Source organism: Actinoplanes sp. NPDC049599 (assembly GCF_044465625.1).
In the GTDB taxonomy this organism is placed as follows: domain Bacteria; phylum Actinomycetota; class Actinomycetes; order Mycobacteriales; family Micromonosporaceae; genus Actinoplanes.
Genome location: NZ_JBITLX010000018.1, coordinates 151,829 through 174,235, shown reverse-complemented (window position 1 = coordinate 174,235; position 22,407 = coordinate 151,829). Strand labels below are relative to the sequence as shown.

Below are 22,407 nucleotides of genomic sequence, written 5' to 3'. Positions count from 1 at the left end.
AACGATATGGAGGCTCGGGGACACATGACGAGGATCGCCGTAGTCGGCATGGCCTGCCGATATCCGGACGCGACGTCGCCCAGGGAGTTGTGGGAGAACGCCCTCGCCGGGCGCCGCGCTTTCCGGCGGCTGCCCGACCAGCGCATGCGGCTCGCTGACTACTGGTCACCCGATCCCGCGGCTCCGGACCGGTTCTACGCCCGCAACGCCGCCGTGCTCGAGGGCTGGACGTTCGACCGGGTGGCGTACAAGGTCGCCGGCAGCACCTACCGGGCCACGGATCTCACCCATTGGCTGGCGCTGGAGGTGGCGGCGGCGGCGTTCGCCGACGCCGGCTTCCCGATGGCCGCCGGCCTGCCGCACGAACGCACCGCCGTGATCGTGGGCAACAGCCTCACCGGCGAGTTCTCCCGGGCCGGGCAGCTGCGGCTGCGCTGGCCGTACGTGCGGCGCACCGTGGCCGCCGCGCTGACCGAGCAGAAGTGGGAAGAGGACCGCCTCGCGGAGTTCCTGGACCGGCTGGAGGCGGACTTCAAGGCGCCGTTCCCGCCGGTCGACGAGGACTCACTGGCCGGGGCGCTGTCCAACACCATCGCCGGGCGGATCTGCAACTACTTCGACCTCAAGGGCGGTGGATACAGCGTGGACGGCGCGTGCTCGTCGTCGCTGCTGTCCATCATCACCGCCTGCCGCGCGCTGGCCGACGACGACGTCGACGTGGCCGTGGCGGGCGGTGTCGACCTGTCCATCGATCCACTGGAGACGGTGGGCTTCGCCAAGACCGGCGCGCTGGCCACCGGGGAGATGCGCGTCTACGACCGCCGTTCCAGCGGCTTCTGGCCGGGCGAGGGCTGCGGCATGGTCGTGCTGATGCGCGAGGACGAGGCCCGCGCCGCCGGGCACCGGGTGTACGCCACGATCGCCGGCTGGGGCATCTCCTCGGACGGCAAGGGCGGCATCACCCGCCCCGAGGTCGACGGCTACCGGCTGGCACTGCGCCGCGCGTACGAGCGGGCCGGCTTCCCGATCGACACCGTCGCCCTGTTCGAAGGGCACGGCACCGGCACCAAGGTCGGCGACGCCACCGAGCTGGCGGCGCTGGCGGAGGCACGACGCGCCGCCGAGCCGAGCACCGGCCCGGCCGCGGTCAGCTCCGTCAAGGCGATGATCGGGCACACCAAGGCCGCGGCCGGGGTGGCCGGGTTCATCAAGGCGGTGCTGGCGGTGCACCACGAGGTGCTGCCGCCGGCGGTGGGCTGCCCCGAGCCGTTGGAGCTGCTGACCGCGGACGACGCCGTGCTGCGGGTGCTGCGCCACGCCGAGGCCTGGCCGGCCGGGCAACCCGTGCGCGCGGGCATCACCGCCATGGGATTCGGCGGCATCAACACCCACGTCGTGGTGGAGAACGCCCAGCCCTCCCGGCGCTCGGGTCTGGACGCCCGGACCGCGGCGCTGACCGGCTCCATCCAGGACGCCGAGCTGCTCGCCTTCGACGGCGACAGCTGGCAGGCTGTCCGGGACAAGGTCGGCCGGCTCGCCGACGCCATCGGGCGGGTCTCCTTCGCCCAGCTCGGCGACCTCGCCGACGTGCTGCGCCGGCAGACCGGCGACCGGCCGTTCCGGGCGGCCGCGGTGGTCACCTCCCCGGAGGACGCCGAGGCCCGGCTCCGCCGCATCTGCGAGCTCCTCGACGCCGGCCAGGACACCCTGGTCGGCGGTGACGGGCCGGTCTTCCTCGGCCACGTCACCCGGCCGGGCCGGCTGGGCCTGCTCTTCCCCGGCCAGGGCTCCGGCACCGGCACCAGCGGCGGGGTCCTGGCCCGCCGGTTCACCGAGGTGCGCGACGTCTACGCCGCCGCCGGGCTGCCCACCCGCGGCGACCTGGTCGCCACCGAGGTGGCCCAGCCGCGGATCACCACGGGTTCGGTGGCCGGACTGCGCACCCTGGACCTGCTGGGGTTGTCCGGCACGGTCGCCGTCGGGCACAGCCTCGGTGAGCTCACCGCCCTGCGCTGGGCGGGCGCGATGGACGACAGCACGCTGCTGCGCGTCGCCACCCGGCGCGGGCAGGTGATGGGCCGGCACGCCGCGTCCGGCACGATGGCCGGCATCGCGGCCGCACCGGACGTGGTGGAGTCGCTGATCGCGGAACTGCCCGCGGTCATCAGCGGCTACAACGGTCCCGCGCAGACCGTGGTCGCGGGCCCGGAGGACGCCGTGCAGGAGGTCTGCCGCCGCGCCACCCATGCCCAGCTGCGGGCCGTGCCGCTGGCGGTCTCCGACGCCTTCCACTCGCCGCTGATGGCCCCGGCCGCCGGGCAGTTCGCCGCGGCCCTGGCCGACATCGCGTTCGGCAACCTCGACCGGCGGGTGATCTCCTCCGTCACCGGCACCGACCTGCACCCCGGCGCCGACCTGGGCGATCTGCTCCACCGGCAGATCACCCAGCCGGTGCTCTTCCACCAGGCGGTGACCGCGGCCGCCGCCGACGTCGACATGTTCGTCGAGGTCGGCCCCGGCCAGGTCCTCTCCCGGCTGGCCGAGGCCGCGACGGGGGTGCCCGCGGTGTCGCTGGACACCGACGACGAGTCGCTGCGCAGCCTGCTGCGGGTGGTCGCCGCCGCGTACGTCCGCGGCGCCGCCGGCCTGCCCGGCGTGCTCTTCGACGACCGGCTGATCCGCCCGGTGCAGGTCGACGAGGAGCTCGACGTGCTCGGCAACCCCTGCGAGAGCGCCCCCCGGGTGGATGTGCTCGGCGGTGTCGGTCAGGGCGCCTGGCCGGCGCCGATGGCCGCCGCCGGCCCGGGCTCGGCGGACACCGCGGCCGATTCGGTGGCGGCCGACGACGCACAGGTCGTCGAGTCCACCACCGACCTGCTGCGGCGACTCGCCGCGGTCCGCGCCGAACTGCCCGTGGAGATGGTCCGCGAGGACAGCATGCTCCTGGACGAGCTGCACCTGAGCTCGATCACGGTGGGCTCGATCGTCAACGAGGTGGCGGCCCGGCTCGGCATCCCGCCCGCGAGCACGCCGCTGAACTTCGCCACCGCGTCGGTGCGGGAACTCGCCGACACCCTCGACGGGCTGCGGGCCGCCGCGGCGGCGGGCACCCTCGACGTCACCGACACGGTGGCGGGCGCGAGCAGCTGGGCCCGGGCCTGGACGGTCGATCTGGATCCGCGGCCCCTGACCGGCGGCGACGACGACAGCGGCGTCAGCGGCCGGTGGCGGCTCTACAGCGACCCCGACCACCCGTTCGCCGAGGAGCTGCGGCACCGGCTGGAGAACGCCGGGATCGGCGCGGGCGTGCTGGTCTGCCTGCCGGCCGAGTGCGAGGAGGAGCATCTGGAATTCGCGTTGCGCGGGGCGCAGGAGGCCATGACCGGGGGTGCGGGGGAGCGCTTCGTCCTGGTCGAGCACGGCCGCGGTGCGGCCGGGCTGGCCAAGACCCTGCGGCTGGAGAGCCCCGGTACGCGGGTCACGATCGTGCACACCCCGCCGACTGCTGACGCGGTCACCCGGGTGGTGCACGAGGTGCGCGCCACCCGGGACTTCGTCGAGGCCGTGTACGGTGCCGACGGCGTGCGCCGGGTGCCGACGCTGCGGGCCATGCCGTATCGCGCGGCCCGGGCCGCCGCGCCGCTCGACGCCACCGACGTTCTCCTGGTCACCGGCGGCGGCAAGGGCATCACCGCCGAGTGCGCCCTGGCCGTTGCGGTGGACACCGGCGCGAAGATCGCGGTGCTGGGCCGCTCGGACCCGGAACACGATCCGGAGCTGGCCGCCAACCTGGACCGGATGGCCCGCCACGGCGCAACGGTGCGCTACGCGCGAGCCGACGTCACCGACCGGGCCCGGCTCGCCGGCGCGGTGGCCGAGCTCAGCGCCCAGCTGGGCCCGATCACGGCGGTGCTGCACGGCGCCGGCCGCAACGAGCCGGCCGGGCTGCCGAGCCTGCGCACCGACGAACTGCGCCGCACCTTCGCCCCGAAGGTCGACGGCCTGCGCAACGTGCTCGACGTGGTGGATTCGCAGCAGCTGCGCCTGCTGGTCAGCCTGGGCAGCATCATCGGCCGCTCCGGGCTGCGCGGCGAGGCGCACTACGCCGTCGCCAACGACTGGATGGCACAGCTCACCCGGGAGTTCGGCGAGCGTCACCCCGGGTGCCGCAGCCTGTGCCTCGAGTGGTCGGTGTGGTCGGGCGTCGGTATGGGCGAGCGGCTGTCGGTCATCGAGAACCTGACCCGGGAGGGCATCACCCCGATCACCCCGGCGCAGGGTGTCGACGTGCTGCGCCGGCTGCTCGGCGACGCCGACGCACCGCCGGTGGTCGTGATCAGCGGGCGCACCTCGGGCATCAACACGATCCGCTACGACCGGCCCGAGCTGCCGATGCTGCGCTTCGTGCAGCAGCCGCTGGTCAGCTACCCCGGGGTGGAGCTGGTGACCGAGTCCGAGATCAGCGTCGGCACCGACCCGTACCTGGGCGACCACCTGCTCGACGGCAGCCTGCTGTTCCCGGCCGTCATGGGCATGGAGGCCATGGCCCAGGTGGCTGCCGCGGTCACCGGTCAGCACCGGGCCCCGGTCATCGAGGACGCGGAGTTCCTGCGCCCGATCGTGGTGCCGCCGGACGGTTCCACGCGGATCCGCATCGCCGCCGTGGTCACCGACACCGACACCGTCGAGGTCGTCATCCGCAGCGCGGAGACCGCGTACGCCGCCGAGCACTTCCGGGCCCGGCTGTGCTTCATCGCCGAGAAGGTCCCGCAGGGCCCGCCGGAGCAGACCGCCGAGCAGCTCCCGCCGGTGCCGCTCGACCCGCAGACCGAGCTGTACGGCGACATCCTGTTCCAGGGTGGACGGTTCCAGCGGCTGCGTCGCTACCACCGGGCCGCCGCCCGGGCCGTCGACGCGACGGTGGAGCTGAGCCCGGCCGGCTGGTTCGCCGGCTACCTGCCCGACCAGCTGCTGCTCGGTGACCCGGGGGTACGGGACGCGCTGATGCACGGCAACCAGGTCTGCGTGCCGCACGCCACCCTGCTGCCGTCGGGCATCGAGCGGGTGTATCCGGGCGGCGCGGCGCTGTCGGGCACCGGGGAACTGCGGTACTGCGCGACCGAGCGGCTGCAGGACGGTGACACCTACGTCTACGACATCGCGGTCCGCGACGCCGCCGGCCAGGTCGTCGAGCGCTGGGAAGGACTCACGCTGCGGGCCGTGCGCAAGAACGACGGCTCCGGCCGGTGGGCGGCGCCGCTGCTCGGCACGTACCTGGAACGCGTCGGCGGGCAGCTCACCGGTGGCACCGCGCAGGTGTCCGTGGAGCCGGACGAGGTCGCCGACCCGGGGCACCCGCTGACCTACGTGGAGGCTCGACGGACCCGCTCGGCCCGGGCGCTCTCCCGGCTCACCGGGCAGGTGACGCCCGTGCGGCACCGCACGGACGGGCGCCCCGAGATCGACGGTGGCACGGTCTCCATGGCCCACGGTGCCGGGGTCACCCTCTGCGTGCTCGGCACCGGCGCCGTGGGCGCCGACCTCGAAGCGGTCACCGCACGGTCGCTGACCGAATGGCGTGGACTGCTCGGCACGAACGCCGCGCTGCTGACCCAGCCGGCCGACGGGCCCGGCCTCGATGTCACCGGCACCCGGATCTGGGTGGCGCTCGAGTGCCTGCAGAAGGCCGGACAACCGCCGACGGCGCCGCTGGCGGTGCTGCCGACGGATCAGCCGGGGTGGGTGGTGTTCGCCTCCGGCCGGCTGCAGATCGCCACGTTCGTCGCCGCCCTGCGCGGCGGACCGGACCAGACCGTTTTCGGGATCTTGTCGGAAGGACGTCGAGCAGGATGAACCGTCACTTCGAGTACCGGCACGTGGTGGGTTTCGAGGAGACCAACCTCGTCGGCAACGTCTACTACGTCAACTATCTGCGCTGGCAGGGCCGCTGCCGGGAGATGTTCCTCAAGGACCGGGCCCCGGAGGTCCTGGCCGACCTGCAGGACGATCTCAAGCTGTTCACCCTGCGGGTCGACTGCGAGTTCTTCGCCGAGCTGGCGCTCTTCGACGAGCTCTCGATCAGGATGCGGTTGGTGGAGCTGGCGCAGACCCAGATCGAGTTCGGGTTCGACTACGTGCGCGTGACCGGCGGCGGCGAGACCCTGGTGGCCCGCGGCACCCAGCGGATCGCCTGCATGCGCGGGCCCAACACCCGTACGGTGCCCAGCCGCGTGCCGGACGCGCTCGTCGAGGCCCTGGCGCCGTATGTGGCGGTGCGAGCCTGATGGCGTCCTCCGACGACGAGGCGGCCCGGACCGCCGTGCTCGACGACCGCCGGCACCTGAGGCGCGCGTTCGGCGCGTTCGCCACCGGGGTCACCGTGGTGACCATCGGTGGCGGCAACCCGCACGGCATGACGGCCAACTCGTTCACCACGGTCTCCCTGGATCCACCGCTGGCGCTGGTGTGCGTCGACCGCCTGGCCGTGATGCACGCGCGGCTGGAGGTGTCGTCGGTCTTCGGCATCTCGGTGCTGGCGGCCGGGCACGAGAAGGTGGCCCGCTATTTCGCCGACGGCAACCGCCCGACCGGCCCCGCGCAGTTCACCGACGTGGACTGGGAGCCGGGGCAGCGCACCGGCGTGCCGATGATCTCCGGGGCGCTCGCCTGGTTCGAGTGTGAGGTGTGGCGCCAGTACCACGGCGGTGACCACACCATCTTCGTCGGCCGGGTGCTCACCGCGGAGCGGAACGGCGACGACGCCGGACTGCTCTTCCACTACGGGGAGCTGCGCTCATGACGGGCGCCCGGGCCCCGGGCCCGTCGCGGTGGTCGGCGCTGCGGCAGCTCGTGGTCATGTCGCGCGACCGGCTGGGGATGATGACGGCCGCCGCGGCCGGCTACGGCGACGCGGTGCGCATCCCGGTCGGTCACAAGACCCTGTATTTCTTCAACCACCCTGACACCGTGCGGCACGTGCTGGCCGACAACGCGGGGAACTACCGCAAGGGCATCGGCCTGACCCACGCCAGGCGTGCCCTGGGCGACGGGCTGCTGACCAGCGAGGGCGAGTTGTGGCACAAGCAGCGCCGGGTGGTCCAGCCGTCGTTCCAGGCCAAGCGCCTGGCCCGGCAGGCCGGCGCGGTCGCCGAGGAGGCGGACCGGCTGGTCCGCCGGCTGCGCAAGCAGATCGGCGGGGACGCCGTCAACATGGTGCCGGCGATGACCGACCTCACGCTCGGCATCCTCGGCCGCACCCTGCTGGACGCCGATCTGACCCCGTTCGACGGACTCGGTGCCGCGTTCGACGCCGTGCAGAACCAGGCGATGTTCGAGCTGACCTCGTTGAGCGCGGTACCCATGTGGGTGCCGCTGGCGCACCAGCGCCGGTTCCGCCGGGCCCGCAGCGAGCTGCAGGCGGTCGTCGACCACCTGGTGGCCGGGCGCCGCGACGACGCGGCCGGCCGCGATGACGTGCTGTCCCGGCTGATCGTCTCGGCCGGGCAGGAGAGCGACCCCCGGGTGGTGCGCACCCGGCTGCGCGACGAGCTGGTGACGCTGCTGCTCGCCGGCCACGAGACCACCGCGAGCACGCTCGGCTGGACGCTTGCGATGATCGACCAGCATCCGGAGGTCCGCGAACGGCTGCGGGAGGAGGCGGTCGCGGCCCTCGGCAGCCGGCTCCCGGTGCATGCGGACCTGCGCCGGCTGCCGTACACCACCATGGTGGTGGAGGAGGCGATGCGGCTCTATCCGCCGGTGTGGTTGCTGCCGCGGCAGGCGCTGGCGGCGGACGAGATCGGCGGCTACCGGGTGCCCCGGGGCGCGGACGTGCTCGTGTGCCCGTACACGTTGCACCGGCACCCGGCGCTGTGGGACGACCCGCAGCGGTTCGACCCAGAGCGGTTCGACCCGGCGCGGACGCGCGGCCGGCCCCGTTACGCCTACATCCCGTTCGGCGCCGGGCCGAGGGTCTGCGTCGGCAGCAACCTCGCCATGATGGAGGCGGTCTTCGTGATCGCGATGCTGTCGCGTGAGCTGCGGCTCGTGACCGCCGCGGGGCACCACCCCGAGCCGGAGCCGATGCTGTCGCTGCGCATGCGCGGCGGCCTGCCGATGACGGTGCACGCGGCGTGAGCGGTGTCTCGCGGATCAGTCCCATGATCCGCGAGACACCCTCGTCTTTGCTGGGTCAGGCGGCCTGGGGGGTCGATGGCAGGACCGGACCGAGTGACCGCGGGAGCGACAGCATGGCCGGCGGGTCGAAGGTGCGCAGGGGTCGAAGGGTGACGTCGATCGTCCACAGTGACGGTCGATGGTGCAGGACGAGGGGCCCCGAGCGGGCCCCGCAGTTGTGCCGTGCCGTGGAGCGTCCCGAGTCGACGGGATGCACCACCATGTGCCAGGTTCCGGGCCGGACGCCGTCCAGCCAATAGGGCCCGGGCGCCGATGCGACGGTCCAGCTTTCCGGTAGCCCCTCCGCTATCGACTCCGGAAATAGCCCGACGAAGACGGCGCCACCGTCATGCGTACATAGAGTGCTCAGGTAACCACTGATCGTTGAAAGATGGGTTGAGGGTGAGGCGCGGGATAGGGGGGCCTCGCCGCACCGGCGAAAGGTCATCGGGGTGAGTCCGACGCTGCGGGTGAATCGCCCGCTGAAGGTGCTCACGCTGGTGTAGCCCACGGATGTGCCGATGTCGGCGACCGTGCGGGTGGTGGTGCGCAGCAGCCGTTTGGCCTCCTCGATGCGCAGCGCGGTGAGGAATCGTCCCGGCGATATCCCGGTGACCTTATGGAATACCCGGGTGAAATGAAATTTGCTGAACATCGCAGCGCGGGCCATGTCGTCCAATGATAAATCGTCACCCAAATTGCTGCGCATCATGGCAATGGCTCGACCCACTGCCTTCTCTGTTGACAAATTATTTCCTCTCGGTATCGGGTCAGCGGCTGCCGCCCACCGGTCTTCGAGCCATTCTCAGGTCGAGAAAACGGCTCACCGGACCCGACCGGCGAGTGCGGATCAATGCTAGCGGTGTGTTATGGAGCGAGCAACACCCAGTTACCGCCTGCATCACGGCCTAATACCGGCTGGTAACGCCGCCGAGGTCGCGGATATTTACGCTATCTGCCCTTGGGCTGAGTAATGGGTCAGGTCGTCGAATGGAAGCAATCTTCAGTGTCGGCGGTGAATGTCTGCACCCTCGGCGCAGGCCTCGACCCCTGTTTCGGGGCGCCCGCGGCGATGTGCCCGGGTGTTGATGGTGCATCGCTTCAGCACTATAGGAGGAGTGATACCCGGATGATCCGGGTGACCGAATAACCCGATAAGAACCCTGGAGGAGCCCAAATGCGCATATCGGAGCTGAGTTGCCGGACCGGTGCTTCGATTCCGACGATCAAGTTCTACGTGCGCGAGGGCCTGCTGGCTCCGGGCCGGGTGACGGACGGCCGGCACGCCGAGTATGACGACGACCACGTGTCGCGCATCTATCTCATCAAGACGCTGACCGTCATGGGGCGGATGACCATCTCCGCCGCCCGCGACGCGCTGCGAGCCATCGATGAGCGCGGCATCGAGGTGCGCGGGCTGTGCGGCGTCGTCAACGACGCGCTCTTCGGCGAGCCGGCCAGCACGGCTGATCTGCCCCTGCGGGGAGGCGTCCGGCAGCGCATCGACGCGTTCATCGCGCAGCTCGGCTGGCAGGTGGACGACGACTCGCCCAGCCGGGTCACCCTTTCTCAGGTCTTCACCGCCCTGGAGCGGCTCGGCGGGGACGGCGCCCACGCCGACGTCGAGGCGCTGGCGCCGTACGCGCTCGCGGCCGCCCGCCTCGCCGATCTCGAGAAGCGTGCGCTGCCTCGCAGCGTCGACTCCTCGCAGGAGGCCGGGCGCGCCGTCGCCCGTGCCGTCCTGTACGAGGTGGCGCTCTCCTCGTTGCGGCGGATGGCGCGCGAGCACCTGATCGCCTCCTGGGACGAGGGGCAGGGGGGTGTGGTCCGCCCGGCCGGATGACGCCGTGACCACCCGAACGGCTATATGACGGTGTGTGATCATGGCAGAGCAATCGGTGAGAAGACATGCGGCGCTCGGCACCGTGATGATGACTGTGGTTCGGGATCGCGCCTCGGCGGGATTACCGTCAGGCCGAACTCGGTCAGCGATCCGGCTGCGCGGACGTCCTATCAGACGCACGTTAGGAAAAGGGTCGTGATGCCACCGCGGCGCGTATGCCGGCGATTGTCATCCTGGGCGGGAGTGTCAATTGCCGCATTCGCGTCGCGGGTGAATTGCAAACAGTTCTGCCTTTGCCGGTCGCCGGCCACGGATGCTGATCCCGAACCACCTCATGTCCGAATGCGGTGCTGAGCCGCGGCGTCGCCGCACGGCGTCGGGCCGAAAAGGTATCGCCGCTGAAAAGGGAGACCTCTTGTCCTCGCAACCGGTCGGCGTATTGCGTCGGCTCATACCCGCGATCGCCGTCCTGCTCCTGCTGACCGGCGCCTATGGACTGGCCCGGCTGCCCTCGGCCTCGAGCGCCGACCGCGCATCGCTGGCATCGCATTTCGGATTCACCGAACTGCCGATCGCGCTGCCCGAGGGGCTGGCGTCCCGCACGGTCCGCGACGTCAATCCGCAATACGAACACATCCGGTCCTGGATCTCCTCGGTGGGCGCCGCGATCGCGGTGAACGACCTCGACGGCGGCGGCCGCGCCGACGACCTCTGCCTGGTGGACTCGCGCAGCGACGCCACGATCGTCACCCCGGCGCCCGGCACCGGCGGCACCTACCGCCCGTTTGTCCTCGACCCGGCGCCGCTGCCCGTGCACGACGCGATGGCGCCGATGGGCTGCCTGCCGGGCGACTTCAACGAGGACGGCCGGATGGACCTGCTGGTGTACTACTGGGGACGAACGCCGGTCATGTTCCTGCACCGTCCCGGGTCGGGACCACTGAGCAACGCCACGTACCAGCCGACGGAGCTCATCCCGCAGGCCACGACGCCCGGCTACCGGGGCGCGCTGTGGAACACCAACGCCGTCACCGCGGCGGACTTCGACGGCGACGGCCACGTCGACCTCGGCATCTTCAACTACTTCCCGGACACCCAGGTGCTCGATGAGCACGGCCTGGCCAACGTCCAGATGAACGACTCCATGTCGCACGCCCGCAACGCCGGCGGCGCCCACGTGATGCGCTGGACCGCGGCCACGGGCGGGGACCGCCCGTCGGTCACCTTCACCGAACAACAGGCACTCGACCCGGCCGTCGCCACCGGCTGGACCCTCGGCTCCGACACCGCGGACCTCGACGGCGACCTGCTGCCGGAGCTCTATCTCGCCAACGACTTCGGCCACGACCGCATGTTCCACAACACCTCCCGGCCCGGGCAGATCCGCTTCCAGCTCATCGACGGCGACCGCGACGCGGTGACGCCGAAGTCGCTGGTGCTGGGACACGACTCGTTCAAGGGCATGTCGGTGGAGTTCGGTGACCTGCTCGGTGCCGGCCGCTACGACGTGTTCGTCAGCAACATCACCACCTCGTGGGGGCTGGAGGAGAGCAACTTCGTCTGGCTCAACACCGCCGCGAGCCCGGCGGAGGCGAAGAAGAACCTGGCGGCCGGCGACGCGCCGTTCCGCAACAAGGCGGCGGACATGAACCTGGCCTGGTCCGGGTGGGGCTGGGACGCCAAGATGGCCGACTTCGACAACGACGGAGACGTCGAGGTGGTGCAGGCGCTCGGCTTCATCAAGGGCACCATCAACCGCTGGGCGTGGCTGCAGGAACTGGCCATGAGCAACGACCTCATGCTGCGCAACCCGGCGATGTGGCCGAAGGCCGAGCCCGGCGACGACGTCGCCGGCTCGCAGCCGTTCGCGTTCTGGGCCGCCGAGGGCAACGGCCGCTTCGCCAACATCGGCGCCGAGCTCGGCATGACCGACTCGACGCCCAGCCGCGGCGTCGCGGTGGCCGACACCGACGGCGACGGCGCCCAGGACTTCGCCGTGGCGCGTCAGTGGGGTGCACCGAACTTCTACCGCAACACCACGCCCGCGCCCGGCGACTTCCTCGGCCTGCGACTCTACCGGCCGGCGGCCGGCGGCGCGGCCGACGTCATCGGCACCCCGGCGTACGGCGCCCAGGTGCGGGTCACCACCGCCGACGGGCGCGTCCGGGTGGCGCAGGTCAACGGCGGCGGCGGTCACTCCGGCAAGCGCAGCTTCGACGTGGTCTTCGGGCTCGGTGACCACGGCGCGAAGCCGGTCACCGCCGAGATCACCTGGCGTGACCTGCAGGGCACGCCGCACACCCGGTCGCTCCCGCTCGGCACCGGCTGGCACGACCTCATGCTGACCGCCGACATCGAGGAGCTGACGACGTCATGACCACTGTGCAGCCCGCACGCACCGAGCTCCTCGGCCCGGCAGCACCGCCCGGCGGCACCGGCGCCGTGGCGCCGGCCGCACCCCCGAAGGCCAAGCCGGACCCGCGGTACCTGGCCCTGCGCAACTTCGCCATCTCGATGTCGGTCTTCAACATCCTGGGCTACGCCGTGCTGGGCTTCGAGCAGCCGTGGTCCTGGCCGTTCTTCGCGCTGGCGATCGGCTATTCGGCCGAGATCCTCATCGAGGCCATCACCGCCAAGGTTCACAACCGGGCCCCCGCGTACGCCGGCAACGGCTTCCGCGGCTGGTTCACCTTCCTGCTGCCGGCGCACATCACCGCGCTGGCCGCCAACATGCTGCTCTACGCCAACGACCGGTTCTGGCCGATCGGGTTCGCGGTGCTCGTGGGCATCGGGCAGAAGACGCTGTTCCGGGCGCCGGTCAAGGGTCGCCTCCGGCACTTCATGAACCCGTCGAACCTCGGTATCTCGGCCGCCCTGCTGGTCTTCCCGTGGGTCAACGTGGCGCCGCCGTACCACTTCACCGAGAACGTACCCGCCATGATCAGCATTCTGATCCCGGTGGTCATCATCACCTCGGGCACCGTGCTCAACGCCATGCTCACCAAGAAGGTGGCGCTCATCGTCGGCTGGCTCGGCGGTTTCGTCATTCAGGCGTTGCTGCGCTGGTGGATCTGGGACGTGGCGATCTGGGGTGCCCTGATCCCGATGACGGGCGTCGCATTCGTCTTGTTCACCAACTACATGATCACTGACCCGGGGACCACGCCGTCGCGTGCTCGGAACCAATTCATGTTCGGTTCCGGCGTGGCCATGGTCTATGGCTTGCTGTTGGTCTTCAATATCGTTTACACGTTGTTCTTCGCGGTGACCATCGTCTGTCTGATCCGCGGGATAAGCCTGTGGGTCCTGTGGTGGCGCGAGCGTCGTGACGCGTCCGTGGCGCCCGCCGCGGAGGCGCCCGCAGTGGCTCTCGCCGGGGCCGCCGCTGCCCGCTGATACCGCACGCCACCTGCGACGATATTGATCGTTTCTGGCCGGTCCGGAACTCTCCGGACCGGCCAGGAGTGTGTCGCGGGCCGGGTGCGCGGACCGGCCGGCCCGTCGCCTCCGGCCCTCTCGCAACATGCGGTATTGAGGGCAATCTCTGAGATGCCCGGCGGGTCGGGTACCGAGAAGATTACCCGAGTCAACGCATCGCTAAAACGAGCGTTCAGTAAACGGAATTAACTCGACTTTAGCCCGATTCGCCGGTGAACAACGCATCCTGACGCTGGGGGAGAATTGATGGTTAGTCACTTCGAGAATGCCGTCGTACGCGCCGTGGAAATGATGCGCGCCAACATGGGCGAACCGGTCACTGTGGACGACATGGCCCGGGCGGCGATGTTCAGCAAGTTTCACTTCACCCGGATCTTCCAGCGGGTCACCGGGATCTCCCCGGGCCGGTTCCTGTCCGCGATGCGCCTGCAGGAGGCCAAGGACCTGCTGCTGTCCACGAGCATGAACGTGGCCGACATCAGTGTCCACGTCGGCTACAACAGCGTGGGCACCTTCAGCTCCCGCTTCACCCGCAGCGTCGGGGTTCCCCCGACCGAGTACCGCCGCAGCCGCGGCGTCAGCCACCTGGTGCTCAGCGGCGATCCCGAGGAGAGCAGCTCCGAACGCGCCGCCGGCGTGGTGTCGGGCTACATCTCCGTGCCGTCCGCCGCGGAGGTCGACATCACCTTCATCGGCCTGTTCAACACCTGGGTGCCCGAGGGCCGGCCGATCCGCTGCGCCATCCAGCGCGGCGCCGGGCGCTTCATCCTCGACAAGGTCCCGGACGGGATCTGGTACCTGCTCTGCCAGGGTGTCGTCAAGGACGCACCCGAGCCCGGCCCCGACAGCGTGACCCCGCCCGCCCTGCGCGTCGGCAACTTCGGCCCGATCCGCATCCACGACGGCAACGCGGTCCACGCCAACGTCCGGCTGCGCACCGCCCGGGTGTACGACCCGCCGCTGCTGCTCGCCCTGCCCGACGCGCGCACCGTGACCCCGATCCGCCCGCACCGCCGGCACGCCGGGCTCGTCGGCCACGCCGCGTGAGCCGGCCCTCGCGCCCCACCCGGTCGCGGCGGCGTGCCGCGCACCGGCCGATCCCGCTTCAAGGAGGCATCTGATGACCCAGGAACCACCCACGCATCCGGAACTGGTCCGGCGCGCGTGCGAGCTCGTGCCGCTGATCCAGAAGTTCGCCGGCTGGTCGGAGGAGAACCGGCGGGCGCACGACGAGGTCATCAACGCGATGACGGACGCCGGCATCTTCCGGATGCGGACCCCGGCCCGCTACGGCGGCTACGAGAGTGACACCCGGACCCTCGCCGCCGTCGCCACCGAGCTTGCGCGAGGCGACGGCTCGGCGGCGTGGGTGGCCTCCGTCCACTGGATCCCGACCTGGATCGCCTCGCAGTTCCCCGCCGAGGTCCAGGCCGAGATCTTCGCCGATCCGGACGTGCGGATCTGCGGCACGCTCAGCCCGACCGCGATGGCCGCGCCCGCACCGGGCGGCGTGGTGGTCAACGGCAAGTGGGGCTTCATCACCGGCGCGCCGCACAGCCAGTGGCAGGAGATCATCGCGGTCCTGGTGGAACCCGACCGCGAGCCGGCGCCGATCGTGGCGCTGGTGCCGATGTCCGACCTGCAGATCGTCGACGACTGGCAGACCTCGGGGCTGCGCGGCACCGGCAGCGTCAGCACGATCGCCCAGGACGTGTTCGTGCCGCAGGCGCGCATCCTGCCCCTGGGCGCGGTCATGCAGGGCGGCACCGGCGCGGGCGGCACCGACGGGGCCATCTACCGCGCGCCCCTGCTGCCCGTGGCCTCCGCCTCATCCGCGGGCACCGCCCTCGGGCTGGCCAAGGCGGCGTACGCCACCTTCCTGGAGCGGCTCGAAGGCCGGCGCATCACCTACACCGACTACGCCAGCCAGCAGGAGGCGCCGCTGACCCACCTGCAGGTCGCCGAGGCCGCCATGAAGATCGACCAGGCCGAGTTCCACGTGCACCGGCTCACCTCGACGGTGGACAGCAAGGCCGCCCAGGCACACCCCTGGACGCTCGAGGAGCGGGTGCGGGCGCGCGCCGACATGGGTGCGGCCGTACGGCTCGCCCGCGAAGCCGTCGACGTCCTGGCCGACGCCAGCGGCGGCTCCTCCATCTTCTCCGACGTGCCCATCCAGCGCATCCGCCGCGACATCCAGGCGCTGAGCCTGCACGCGCTCATGCACCCCGACACCAACGCGGAGCTGTACGGCCGCATCCTCTGCGGCCAGCCGCCCAACACCCAGTACGTGTGACCGTCCCGCAGGCCGGTGCGCCGCGCCGGCCCCGAGCAAGGAGCAGACCATGACCAACCCCAGCGTGGCCGACCACGCCGCCGTCGCCACCCTTCCCAACCGCATCGTGCAGGCGTGGGCCGATCAGGATCCCGCCGCCTTCGCCGAGGTGTTCACCGACGACGGCACGATGATCCTGCCGGGCGTGTTCCTCCGCGGGCGCGACGAGATCCGGGCGTTCATGGGCGAGGCGTTCGCCGGGCCGTACCAGGGCACCAGGGTGACCGGCGATCCGATCGGGTTGCGCTTCCTCGATGGTGACGTCGCCATCCTGCACACCGACGGCGGTGTGCTGAGGGGCGCCGACCCGAAGGTCGCCGACGGCGACGCCGTCCGGGCCGCCTGGCTCGTGGTCAAGCAGGACGGCACGTGGCGTCTCGCCGCGTACCAGAACAGCCCGAAGTTCGCCGCCTGACGCACCTTCCGGTACCGGCCCCCCACCACGGCGGTGGGGGGCCGCGCCGGCGTGTGCGCCGGCCGCGGTCGCCGGGGCATGAAGAAGGGGACGGCCGGCAGCTCCGTCCCCTTCGCACCCACCGCCGCCAGTCATCTACCAGCAATGAGGCCCACCACCATTGGGCGCTCCGGCACCGGACCCGGTCCACCTCTGGAATGCGCCAGGCCGCCGGCCAAGGCCGCATCCGCGGAGGTGCCGCCGCCACCGCGGCGATGACAAGGTCGGGACATCGGACGCCACCGGAAGACATCGAGGACATCGTGACTGGTTACGACATCAACCGGATCCGCGGCGACTTCCCGATCCTCGGCCGCTCGATCCACGGCCAGCCCCTGGTCTACCTCGACTCGGCCAGCACCGCACAGACACCACGCCAGGTGCTCGAGGCGATGGACGCCCACCAGCGCGGTCACCACGCCAACGTCGGGCGCTCCGCGCACACGCTGGCCACCGCGGCGACGGCGGCGTACGAGGACGCCCGCGCCCAGGTGGCCGCCTTCCTCGGCGCGTCCGACCCGGACGAGGTCGTCTTCACCAAGAACGCGACCGAGGCGCTGAACCTGGTCGCCGGGGCGTTCCGCTCCCGCGGCGCGGACACCGGTGGCGATCCGCGCTTCCTGCTCGGTCCCGGCGACGAGATCGTGGTGACCGAGATGGAGCACCACTCCAACCTGCTGCCGTGGCAGCAGCTGTGCGAGCGCACCGGCGCCACGCTGCGCTGGCTGAAGCTGACCGACGACGGCCGGCTCGACCTCTCCGACCTGGACGCCGTGATCGGCCCGCGCACCCGGGTGGTGTCCTGGGTGCACATCTCCAACATCCTCGGCACCGTCAACCCGACCCAGTGCCTCGTCGCGCGGGCGCGGGCCGTCGGAGCGCTGACGGTGCTCGACGCCTCCCAGTCCGTGCCGCATCGCGCCGTCGACGTCGGCGTGCTGGACGTCGACCTGCTCGCCTTCAGCGGGCACAAGATGTGCGGCCCGACCGGCGTGGGGGTGCTGTGGGGACGCGCGGACGTGCTCGCCGCGATGCCGCCGTTGCTGACCGGCGGCGGCATGGTCGCCGACACCTCCATGACCGGCGCCGCGTTCCGGTCCGCGCCGGCGCGCTTCGAGGCCGGCACCCCGCCGATCGCGCAGGCGGTCGGCCTCGGCGCGGCGGCGCGCTACCTCACCGGGGTGGGCATGACCGCCGTCGCCCGGCACGAGCAGCGGCTGGTCGGGCACGCCGTCGACGGGCTCGCCGACGTGCCGGGGCTGCGCCTGTTCGGCCCGCCGGACCGTTCCGGGGTCATCGCGTTCGTCGTTGCGGGCGCCGACGCCCACGACGTCGGCGCCCACCTCGACCAGGCCGGAGTCCAGGTACGCGTCGGCCGGCACTGCGCCGGGCCGGTCTGCGCCCGCTTCGGGGTGCCGGCCATGGTGCGCGCCTCGGTTCACCTGTACACCACGATCGCGGACGTGGAGGCCCTGGTCAAAGGCGTCGACGCGGCCCGACGGCACCTCTGCTGAGATCGGAGTCCCGTGGCTGACATGCTGCTCATTCCCGGCGCGATGTTCGACCAGGGCTCGCCGCCGGCGGCACTGGACTGGTTGATGAGCCAGGACCAGCCGCTGCCGCGGATCTGGTTCGCCGACGAGACGCCGCAGCGGCCGGTGGTCCTCGCCCCGTACCGGATCGACCGGTACCCCGTCACCGTCGCGCAGTTCCGCGAGTTCGCCCGGGCCACGGGTTTCCGCACCGACGCGGAGGACCGCGGCTTCGGACTGGTCTACGACGAGCACGGCTGGGCCGAGCGCCCCGGGGTGCACTGGCGGGAGCCGGGCGGGCCCGGCACGGCCGGCGTCGCCGCCGACGACCATCCGGCCGTCCACATGTCCTGGCGCGACGCGAGCGCCTACGCGCAGTGGGCCGGCAAACGCCTGCCGACCGAGCCCGAGTGGGAGTACGCGGCCCGCGGCGCGGAGTTCCGGCTCTGGCCGTGGGGTGACGACTGGGACGACAAGCGCGCCAACACCGCCGAGCTGCACGCCACCAACGGACTCACCACGCTCGAGGCGTGGCAGCAGTGGTGGCACACGTTGTGCCGCCGGGACGGGCCGCTGCCACAGACCACCGCCGTCGGCAGCTTCTCCCCGCAGGGTGACAGCCCGTTCGGCTGTGCCGACATGGCCGGCAACGTCTACGAGTGGACCTCGACGCTGTCGCACCTCTACGACGAGGCGACCGTCTGCGACCCCACCGTTCGCAAGGCGATGGGCAACTACCGGGTGATCCGCGGCGGGTCGTGGATGAACCTCCGGTACCAGGTGCGCTGCAGCGAGCGCATGCACGGCGACCCGCTCGGCTGGTCAAGTTTCGCGCACGGCTTCCGTTGCGCGCAGGACGCCTGAACACCTGGAGGAAATCGTGGTGAGGATCCAAGTGCCCTCGGTCTGGAACCCGGAGGGGCGCACCGATTTTGAGGCCGACGAGGGGCCGCTGCCCGACGTCATCCGGCGCTTCGCCGAGGCGTATCCGGTGATGCGCCGCCGGCTGCTCGACGCCTCCGGCGAGCCGCTGCTCTACGTCAATGTCTGCGTCGGCGACGAGCTCATCCCTCGGCACCTGCGCCGGGACACCGTCGTGCCGGCGGGAGCGACCGTCACCATCATCGCGCCGATGGCGGGCGGGTGATGCCGGCGGTCCGCCAGATGGGCTTCGTGCGCCCGGGCCCGCCCGAGGTCCTCACCGCGTGGTCCGGCGAGCTGAAGCCGCCGGCCGCCGGCGAGGTCCTGGTACGGCTGACCGCAGCCGGGGTCAACGTCGTCGACCTGCACCAGCGCAGCGGGGCCTACCGGGTGTCGCTGCCGATGGTCCCCGGCATGGAGGGAAGCGGCACGGTGGTCCACGCCGGGCCGGGCGTCGCCGGCGTGGCCGCGGGGGACCGGGTCGCGTGGTTCGGGGTCGCGGCCTCCTACGCCAGCCACTGCCTGGTGCCGGCCGACCGGCTGCTGCCGGTGCCGGACCGGGTCAGCCTCGCCGACGCGGCGGCCGTGCTGGTGCAGGGGATGACCGCACACCTGCTCGCCACCGACGTCGTGCCGCTGGACAATTCCTCGACCTGTCTGGTGCTGGCCGCGTCCGGCGGCGTCGGCGGGCTGCTGTGCCAGCTCGCCGCCCGGGCCGGCGCCACGGTTGTCGCGGCGGTGGGCAGCGCGGACAAGGCGCACGCCGCGCGCGACGCGGGAGCCCACCACGTCGTCACCTACGGCAGCGGCGCGTTCGCCGCCGAGGTGCGCGACCTGGCCGGCGCCGTCGACGTGGTCTACGACGGCATCGGCCACGACATGATGGCCCGCGCTCTGCCGTGCCTGCGGCCGCGTGGCACGTACGTGCTCTACGGCGCGGCCGGCGGCCCCGCCGCGCCGCTGGAGCCGCAGACGCTCAGGGCACACGGGTCGCTGTTTCTGACCACGCCCTCGCTGGCGCACTACGACGACACCCGTGCGGCGGTGCTGCGCCGGGCTGCCGCCGTGTTCGCGCTGGTCGCCGACGGGACCCTGCGGGTCCGCGTGCATGCCAGCTATCCCCTCGAACAGGCCGCCGAAGCGCACCGGGCGCTCGAGTCCCGAGCCGCGATCGGCAAGATCCTGCTCGTGCCCTGAGGGTTCGTCCCCGCGACGGCGGTCCGGTGCTCACCGGGCCGCCGCCGCTTTCCCTTTTGAGAGGACGTCGTCGTGAAGGCACTCGTACTGGCGGGCGGAGCCGGCACCCGGCTGCGGCCCTTCAGCCATTCCCTGCCCAAGCAGCTGATCCCGGTGGCCAACCGGGCAGTACTGTCCTATGTGCTCGGCAACATACGCGCCGCCGGCGTGACGGAGGTCGGCATCATCGTCAGCAACGGCGCCGAGGCGATCCGCCGGGCCCTCGGTGACGGCGCGAGCCACGGACTGCGGCTCACCTATCTGACCCAGCCCGAGCCGCTCGGCCTGGCCCACGCCGTACGGGTGGCCCGGCCCTTCCTCGGCGCCGACGACTTCGTGGTCCACCTCGGCGACAACATGCTCGCCGACGGCATCGCCGAGACGGTGGCCCGGTTCCGCCGGGACCGGCCCGCCGCGTACCTGGTGGTGCAGAAGGTCGCCGATCCCCGCGCGTTCGGGGTGGTGGAGCTCGACGCCCAGGCGGGGGTACGCCGGCTCGTGGAGAAGCCGGCCGAGCCGCGCAGCGATCTCGCCCTCGTCGGGGTCTACGTCTTCACCGCGGCTCTGCACGCCGCGGTGGACGCCATCACGCCCAGCGCCCGCGGCGAGCTCGAACTCACCGACGCAGTGCAGTGGCTGGTCGACCGGGGCGCGGACGTCCGCGCCGACGAGTACGCCGGATTCTGGAAGGACGTCGGCACCGTCGCCGACGTCCTGGAGTGCAACCGGTACGTCCTGGGCGGGCAACGGGGCCGCATCGACGGCCAGGTCGACGCGCTCAGCCGGATCGGCCCGGGCGTGGTGGTGGAGGCCGGGGCGCGCGTCGTGCGGTCCCGCATCGAGGGCCCGGCCATCGTCGGCGCCGGCGCCCTGGTCGAGGACAGCCTGCTCGGTCCGCACACCGCCGTCGGCGCCGGCTGCCGGGTCCGGGGCAGCGGGGTCGCCGACTCCGTGCTGCTCGAAGGCGCGAGCGTCACCGCGGTGCCGCGGCTCGCCGAGTCGGTTCTCGGCCGGGGCGCGGTCGTGACAGGTGGCGGGTCGACCGGCCACAAGCTGGTCCTCGGCGACCACGGCGCGGTCACCCTCGATCCGTGACACGACGATGGGGCGCCCACCGGGCGCCCCATCCTCGCCGTGCGCTCAGCTCTGCAGCACCGCCTGCTGCCGTTCGCGCTGGGCCCGGGCCTCGGCGCGGTCCTTGGCCGAGCGCGACCAGCGGCGCATCGCCGGGCGCTCGACGGCCACGTAGAGCAGTTGCGCGACCAGCACGCACAGCACGTAGAGGGCCGCGACGACCAGCACCACGGCGCCGGTGCTGAACTGCTTCTGGGTGTACATGCCGACCACGCCGTTCTCGCCGTTGAGCGCGGCGTGGGCCATGAACAGCACGGTGATGTGGGTGACGAAGAACGCGTACATGCGGTCGCCGAGCCACACCATGAACCTGCTGTTGACCAGGGTGCGGTGCCCGAGCATGTCGGAGTACGCCATGGCCGGGATGAGGATGGCGATCGGGATCAGCGGGATCACCGTGTAGCCGTGGAAGATCGGCACGTCCAACGTGGCCAGATAGACGCCGGCGGTCACCAGCGCCGCGGGCAGCGCCGTGATGCCGATCCAGCGGCCGGTGAGCAGGATGCGCGCCATCAGGATGCCGAGCACGAACTCGATCGCCCGGGTGAGCGGGAAGTAGAAGCCGAACCAGTGCTGCGGCCAGGAGATGTCGGGTGCGGTCAGCGAGGGCGGCCCGTCGGGCAGGAAGTTGTGCGCCACCAGCGGCACCAGCGCCGCCAGCGCGACCATTCCCACGGCCCAGGCCCAGAGCCGGTTCGGCCGGATCTTCTTGATCAGGAAGTACAGCAGCGGGAAGACCGCGTACGCCAGCACGTCGATGTTCGCCGACCACATCGGACCGTTGAGGTTGCCGAACAGGATGTCCTGCGACGGCGACCACGCGGTCACGAGGAAGAACCCGGCAATCGCCGCGAGGGTGTTGATCGGCACCTCGGTCGGCAGCCACAGCGCCAGGATGATGAGGTAGACCACGATGTGGTTGGGGATGAGCTTGAAGAACCGGCGCCGCCAGAACTTGCCCGCCGTGTCGCCGGCGGCGGCCGTCCAGGTCACCACGAAGCCGGTGAGCACGAAGAAGAAGCCCACCCCGAAGACACCGCTGTTCGCGGCGTAGTGGATGTAGCTCATCATCGCCATCGGGTCGGCGAACAGGCCCAGCGCGATGATGTGGGTGCTGAAGACGCCGAAGCCGGCGAGAACGCGCATCCCGGTCAGCGACGGCAGTCGCTCTCCCGGGCGACCGATCGGCGCGCCGCGCCGGTCGGTGGCTGTGGTTGGTGCAGCGGTCATGGTTGTCTGCCTCCAGAAGCGAGTGCCGTGGGTGGGTGGATCACGGCCGGATGCGGCCACGGAAAGCCGTTCCGGGCGGCACGGGGCCGCCCGGAACGGCGAGGGTCCA

Annotated in this window: 17 protein-coding genes; 15 read left to right on the top strand and 2 right to left on the bottom strand. The window is 71.7% G+C overall.

All coding sequences use genetic code 11. The annotated features are described in order from the left end of the window. Positions 1-24 precede the first annotated feature (24 nt). The 4 genes from ACIBQZ_RS28155 to ACIBQZ_RS28140 are packed head-to-tail and all read left to right on the top strand — an operon-like array spanning position 25 to position 8,136. Entirely contained in the window at positions 25-5,853 is a 5,829-nt protein-coding gene (locus tag ACIBQZ_RS28155; RefSeq protein WP_396091804.1) for an SDR family NAD(P)-dependent oxidoreductase, read from the top strand. Beyond that, positions 5,850-6,284, top strand: coding sequence for an acyl-CoA thioesterase (locus ACIBQZ_RS28150; RefSeq protein WP_396091803.1), 435 nt, complete (start codon positions 5,850-5,852; stop codon positions 6,282-6,284). The genes ACIBQZ_RS28155 and ACIBQZ_RS28150 overlap by 4 nt, the downstream gene beginning before the upstream one ends. Beyond that, positions 6,284-6,799: a flavin reductase family protein gene (locus ACIBQZ_RS28145; RefSeq protein ID WP_396091802.1), complete on the top strand. Its 516-nt coding sequence runs from the start codon at positions 6,284-6,286 to the stop codon at positions 6,797-6,799. The genes ACIBQZ_RS28150 and ACIBQZ_RS28145 overlap by 1 nt, the downstream gene beginning before the upstream one ends. Next, positions 6,796-8,136, top strand: a complete 1,341-nt coding sequence (locus tag ACIBQZ_RS28140) for a cytochrome P450 (protein ID WP_396091801.1) — start codon at positions 6,796-6,798, stop codon at positions 8,134-8,136. Before ACIBQZ_RS28145 ends, ACIBQZ_RS28140 begins: the two co-directional genes overlap by 4 nt. 55 nt (positions 8,137-8,191) lie before the next feature. On the opposite strand, the gene ACIBQZ_RS28135 is transcribed toward ACIBQZ_RS28140, so the two are convergent. Further along, a complete protein-coding gene (locus tag ACIBQZ_RS28135) occupies positions 8,192-8,923 on the bottom strand; it encodes a helix-turn-helix domain-containing protein (RefSeq protein WP_396091800.1) in 732 nt (243 codons plus the stop codon). Between the two features lie 429 nt (positions 8,924-9,352). Between ACIBQZ_RS28135 and ACIBQZ_RS28130 the strand changes: the two genes are divergently transcribed. The 11 genes from ACIBQZ_RS28130 (at position 9,353) to ACIBQZ_RS28080 (ending at position 21,029) form a co-directional block, all read left to right on the top strand. Next, positions 9,353-10,018, top strand: a complete 666-nt coding sequence (locus tag ACIBQZ_RS28130) for a MerR family transcriptional regulator (RefSeq protein ID WP_396091799.1) — start codon at positions 9,353-9,355, stop codon at positions 10,016-10,018. Between the two features lie 415 nt (positions 10,019-10,433). Beyond that, positions 10,434-12,395 (top strand): CRTAC1 family protein, encoded by a 1,962-nt coding sequence (locus ACIBQZ_RS28125; RefSeq protein WP_396091798.1) that lies wholly within the window; start codon positions 10,434-10,436, stop codon positions 12,393-12,395. Then, a complete protein-coding gene (locus ACIBQZ_RS28120) occupies positions 12,392-13,414 on the top strand; it encodes an enediyne biosynthesis protein (protein WP_396091797.1) in 1,023 nt (340 codons plus the stop codon). The genes ACIBQZ_RS28125 and ACIBQZ_RS28120 overlap by 4 nt, the downstream gene beginning before the upstream one ends. A gap of 288 nt (positions 13,415-13,702) precedes the next feature. After that, entirely contained in the window at positions 13,703-14,503 is an 801-nt protein-coding gene (locus ACIBQZ_RS28115) for a helix-turn-helix domain-containing protein (protein ID WP_396091796.1), read from the top strand. 73 nt (positions 14,504-14,576) lie between these two features. After that, a complete protein-coding gene (locus tag ACIBQZ_RS28110) occupies positions 14,577-15,752 on the top strand; it encodes an acyl-CoA dehydrogenase family protein (RefSeq protein WP_396091795.1) in 1,176 nt (391 codons plus the stop codon). Between the two features lie 49 nt (positions 15,753-15,801). After that, positions 15,802-16,206 (top strand): SgcJ/EcaC family oxidoreductase, encoded by a 405-nt coding sequence (locus tag ACIBQZ_RS28105; RefSeq protein ID WP_396091794.1) that lies wholly within the window; start codon positions 15,802-15,804, stop codon positions 16,204-16,206. A gap of 254 nt (positions 16,207-16,460) precedes the next feature. Continuing rightward, positions 16,461-17,759 carry an aminotransferase class V-fold PLP-dependent enzyme gene (locus ACIBQZ_RS28100; protein WP_396091793.1) on the top strand — a complete coding sequence of 433 codons (1,299 nt, stop codon included), beginning with the start codon at positions 16,461-16,463 and terminating at the stop codon, positions 17,757-17,759. A gap of 21 nt (positions 17,760-17,780) precedes the next feature. After that, entirely contained in the window at positions 17,781-18,641 is an 861-nt protein-coding gene (locus ACIBQZ_RS28095; RefSeq protein ID WP_396091792.1) for a formylglycine-generating enzyme family protein, read from the top strand. 19 nt (positions 18,642-18,660) lie between these two features. Next, positions 18,661-18,924, top strand: coding sequence for a MoaD/ThiS family protein (locus ACIBQZ_RS28090; protein WP_396091791.1), 264 nt, complete (start codon positions 18,661-18,663; stop codon positions 18,922-18,924). Next, the gene (locus tag ACIBQZ_RS28085; protein ID WP_396091790.1) at positions 18,924-19,895 is read left to right on the top strand and encodes a quinone oxidoreductase family protein; all 972 of its coding nucleotides are present in this window, start codon (positions 18,924-18,926) and stop codon (positions 19,893-19,895) included. The genes ACIBQZ_RS28090 and ACIBQZ_RS28085 overlap by 1 nt, the downstream gene beginning before the upstream one ends. A 72-nt stretch (positions 19,896-19,967) precedes the next feature. Beyond that, positions 19,968-21,029, top strand: a complete 1,062-nt coding sequence (locus ACIBQZ_RS28080) for a glucose-1-phosphate thymidylyltransferase (protein WP_396091789.1) — start codon at positions 19,968-19,970, stop codon at positions 21,027-21,029. A 45-nt stretch (positions 21,030-21,074) separates the two neighbouring features. Here the strand turns inward: ACIBQZ_RS28080 and ACIBQZ_RS28075 are convergent, their stop codons facing one another. Then, positions 21,075-22,298, bottom strand: coding sequence for an acyltransferase family protein (locus ACIBQZ_RS28075; protein ID WP_396091788.1), 1,224 nt, complete (start codon positions 22,296-22,298; stop codon positions 21,075-21,077). Positions 22,299-22,407: the final 109 nt, after the last annotated feature.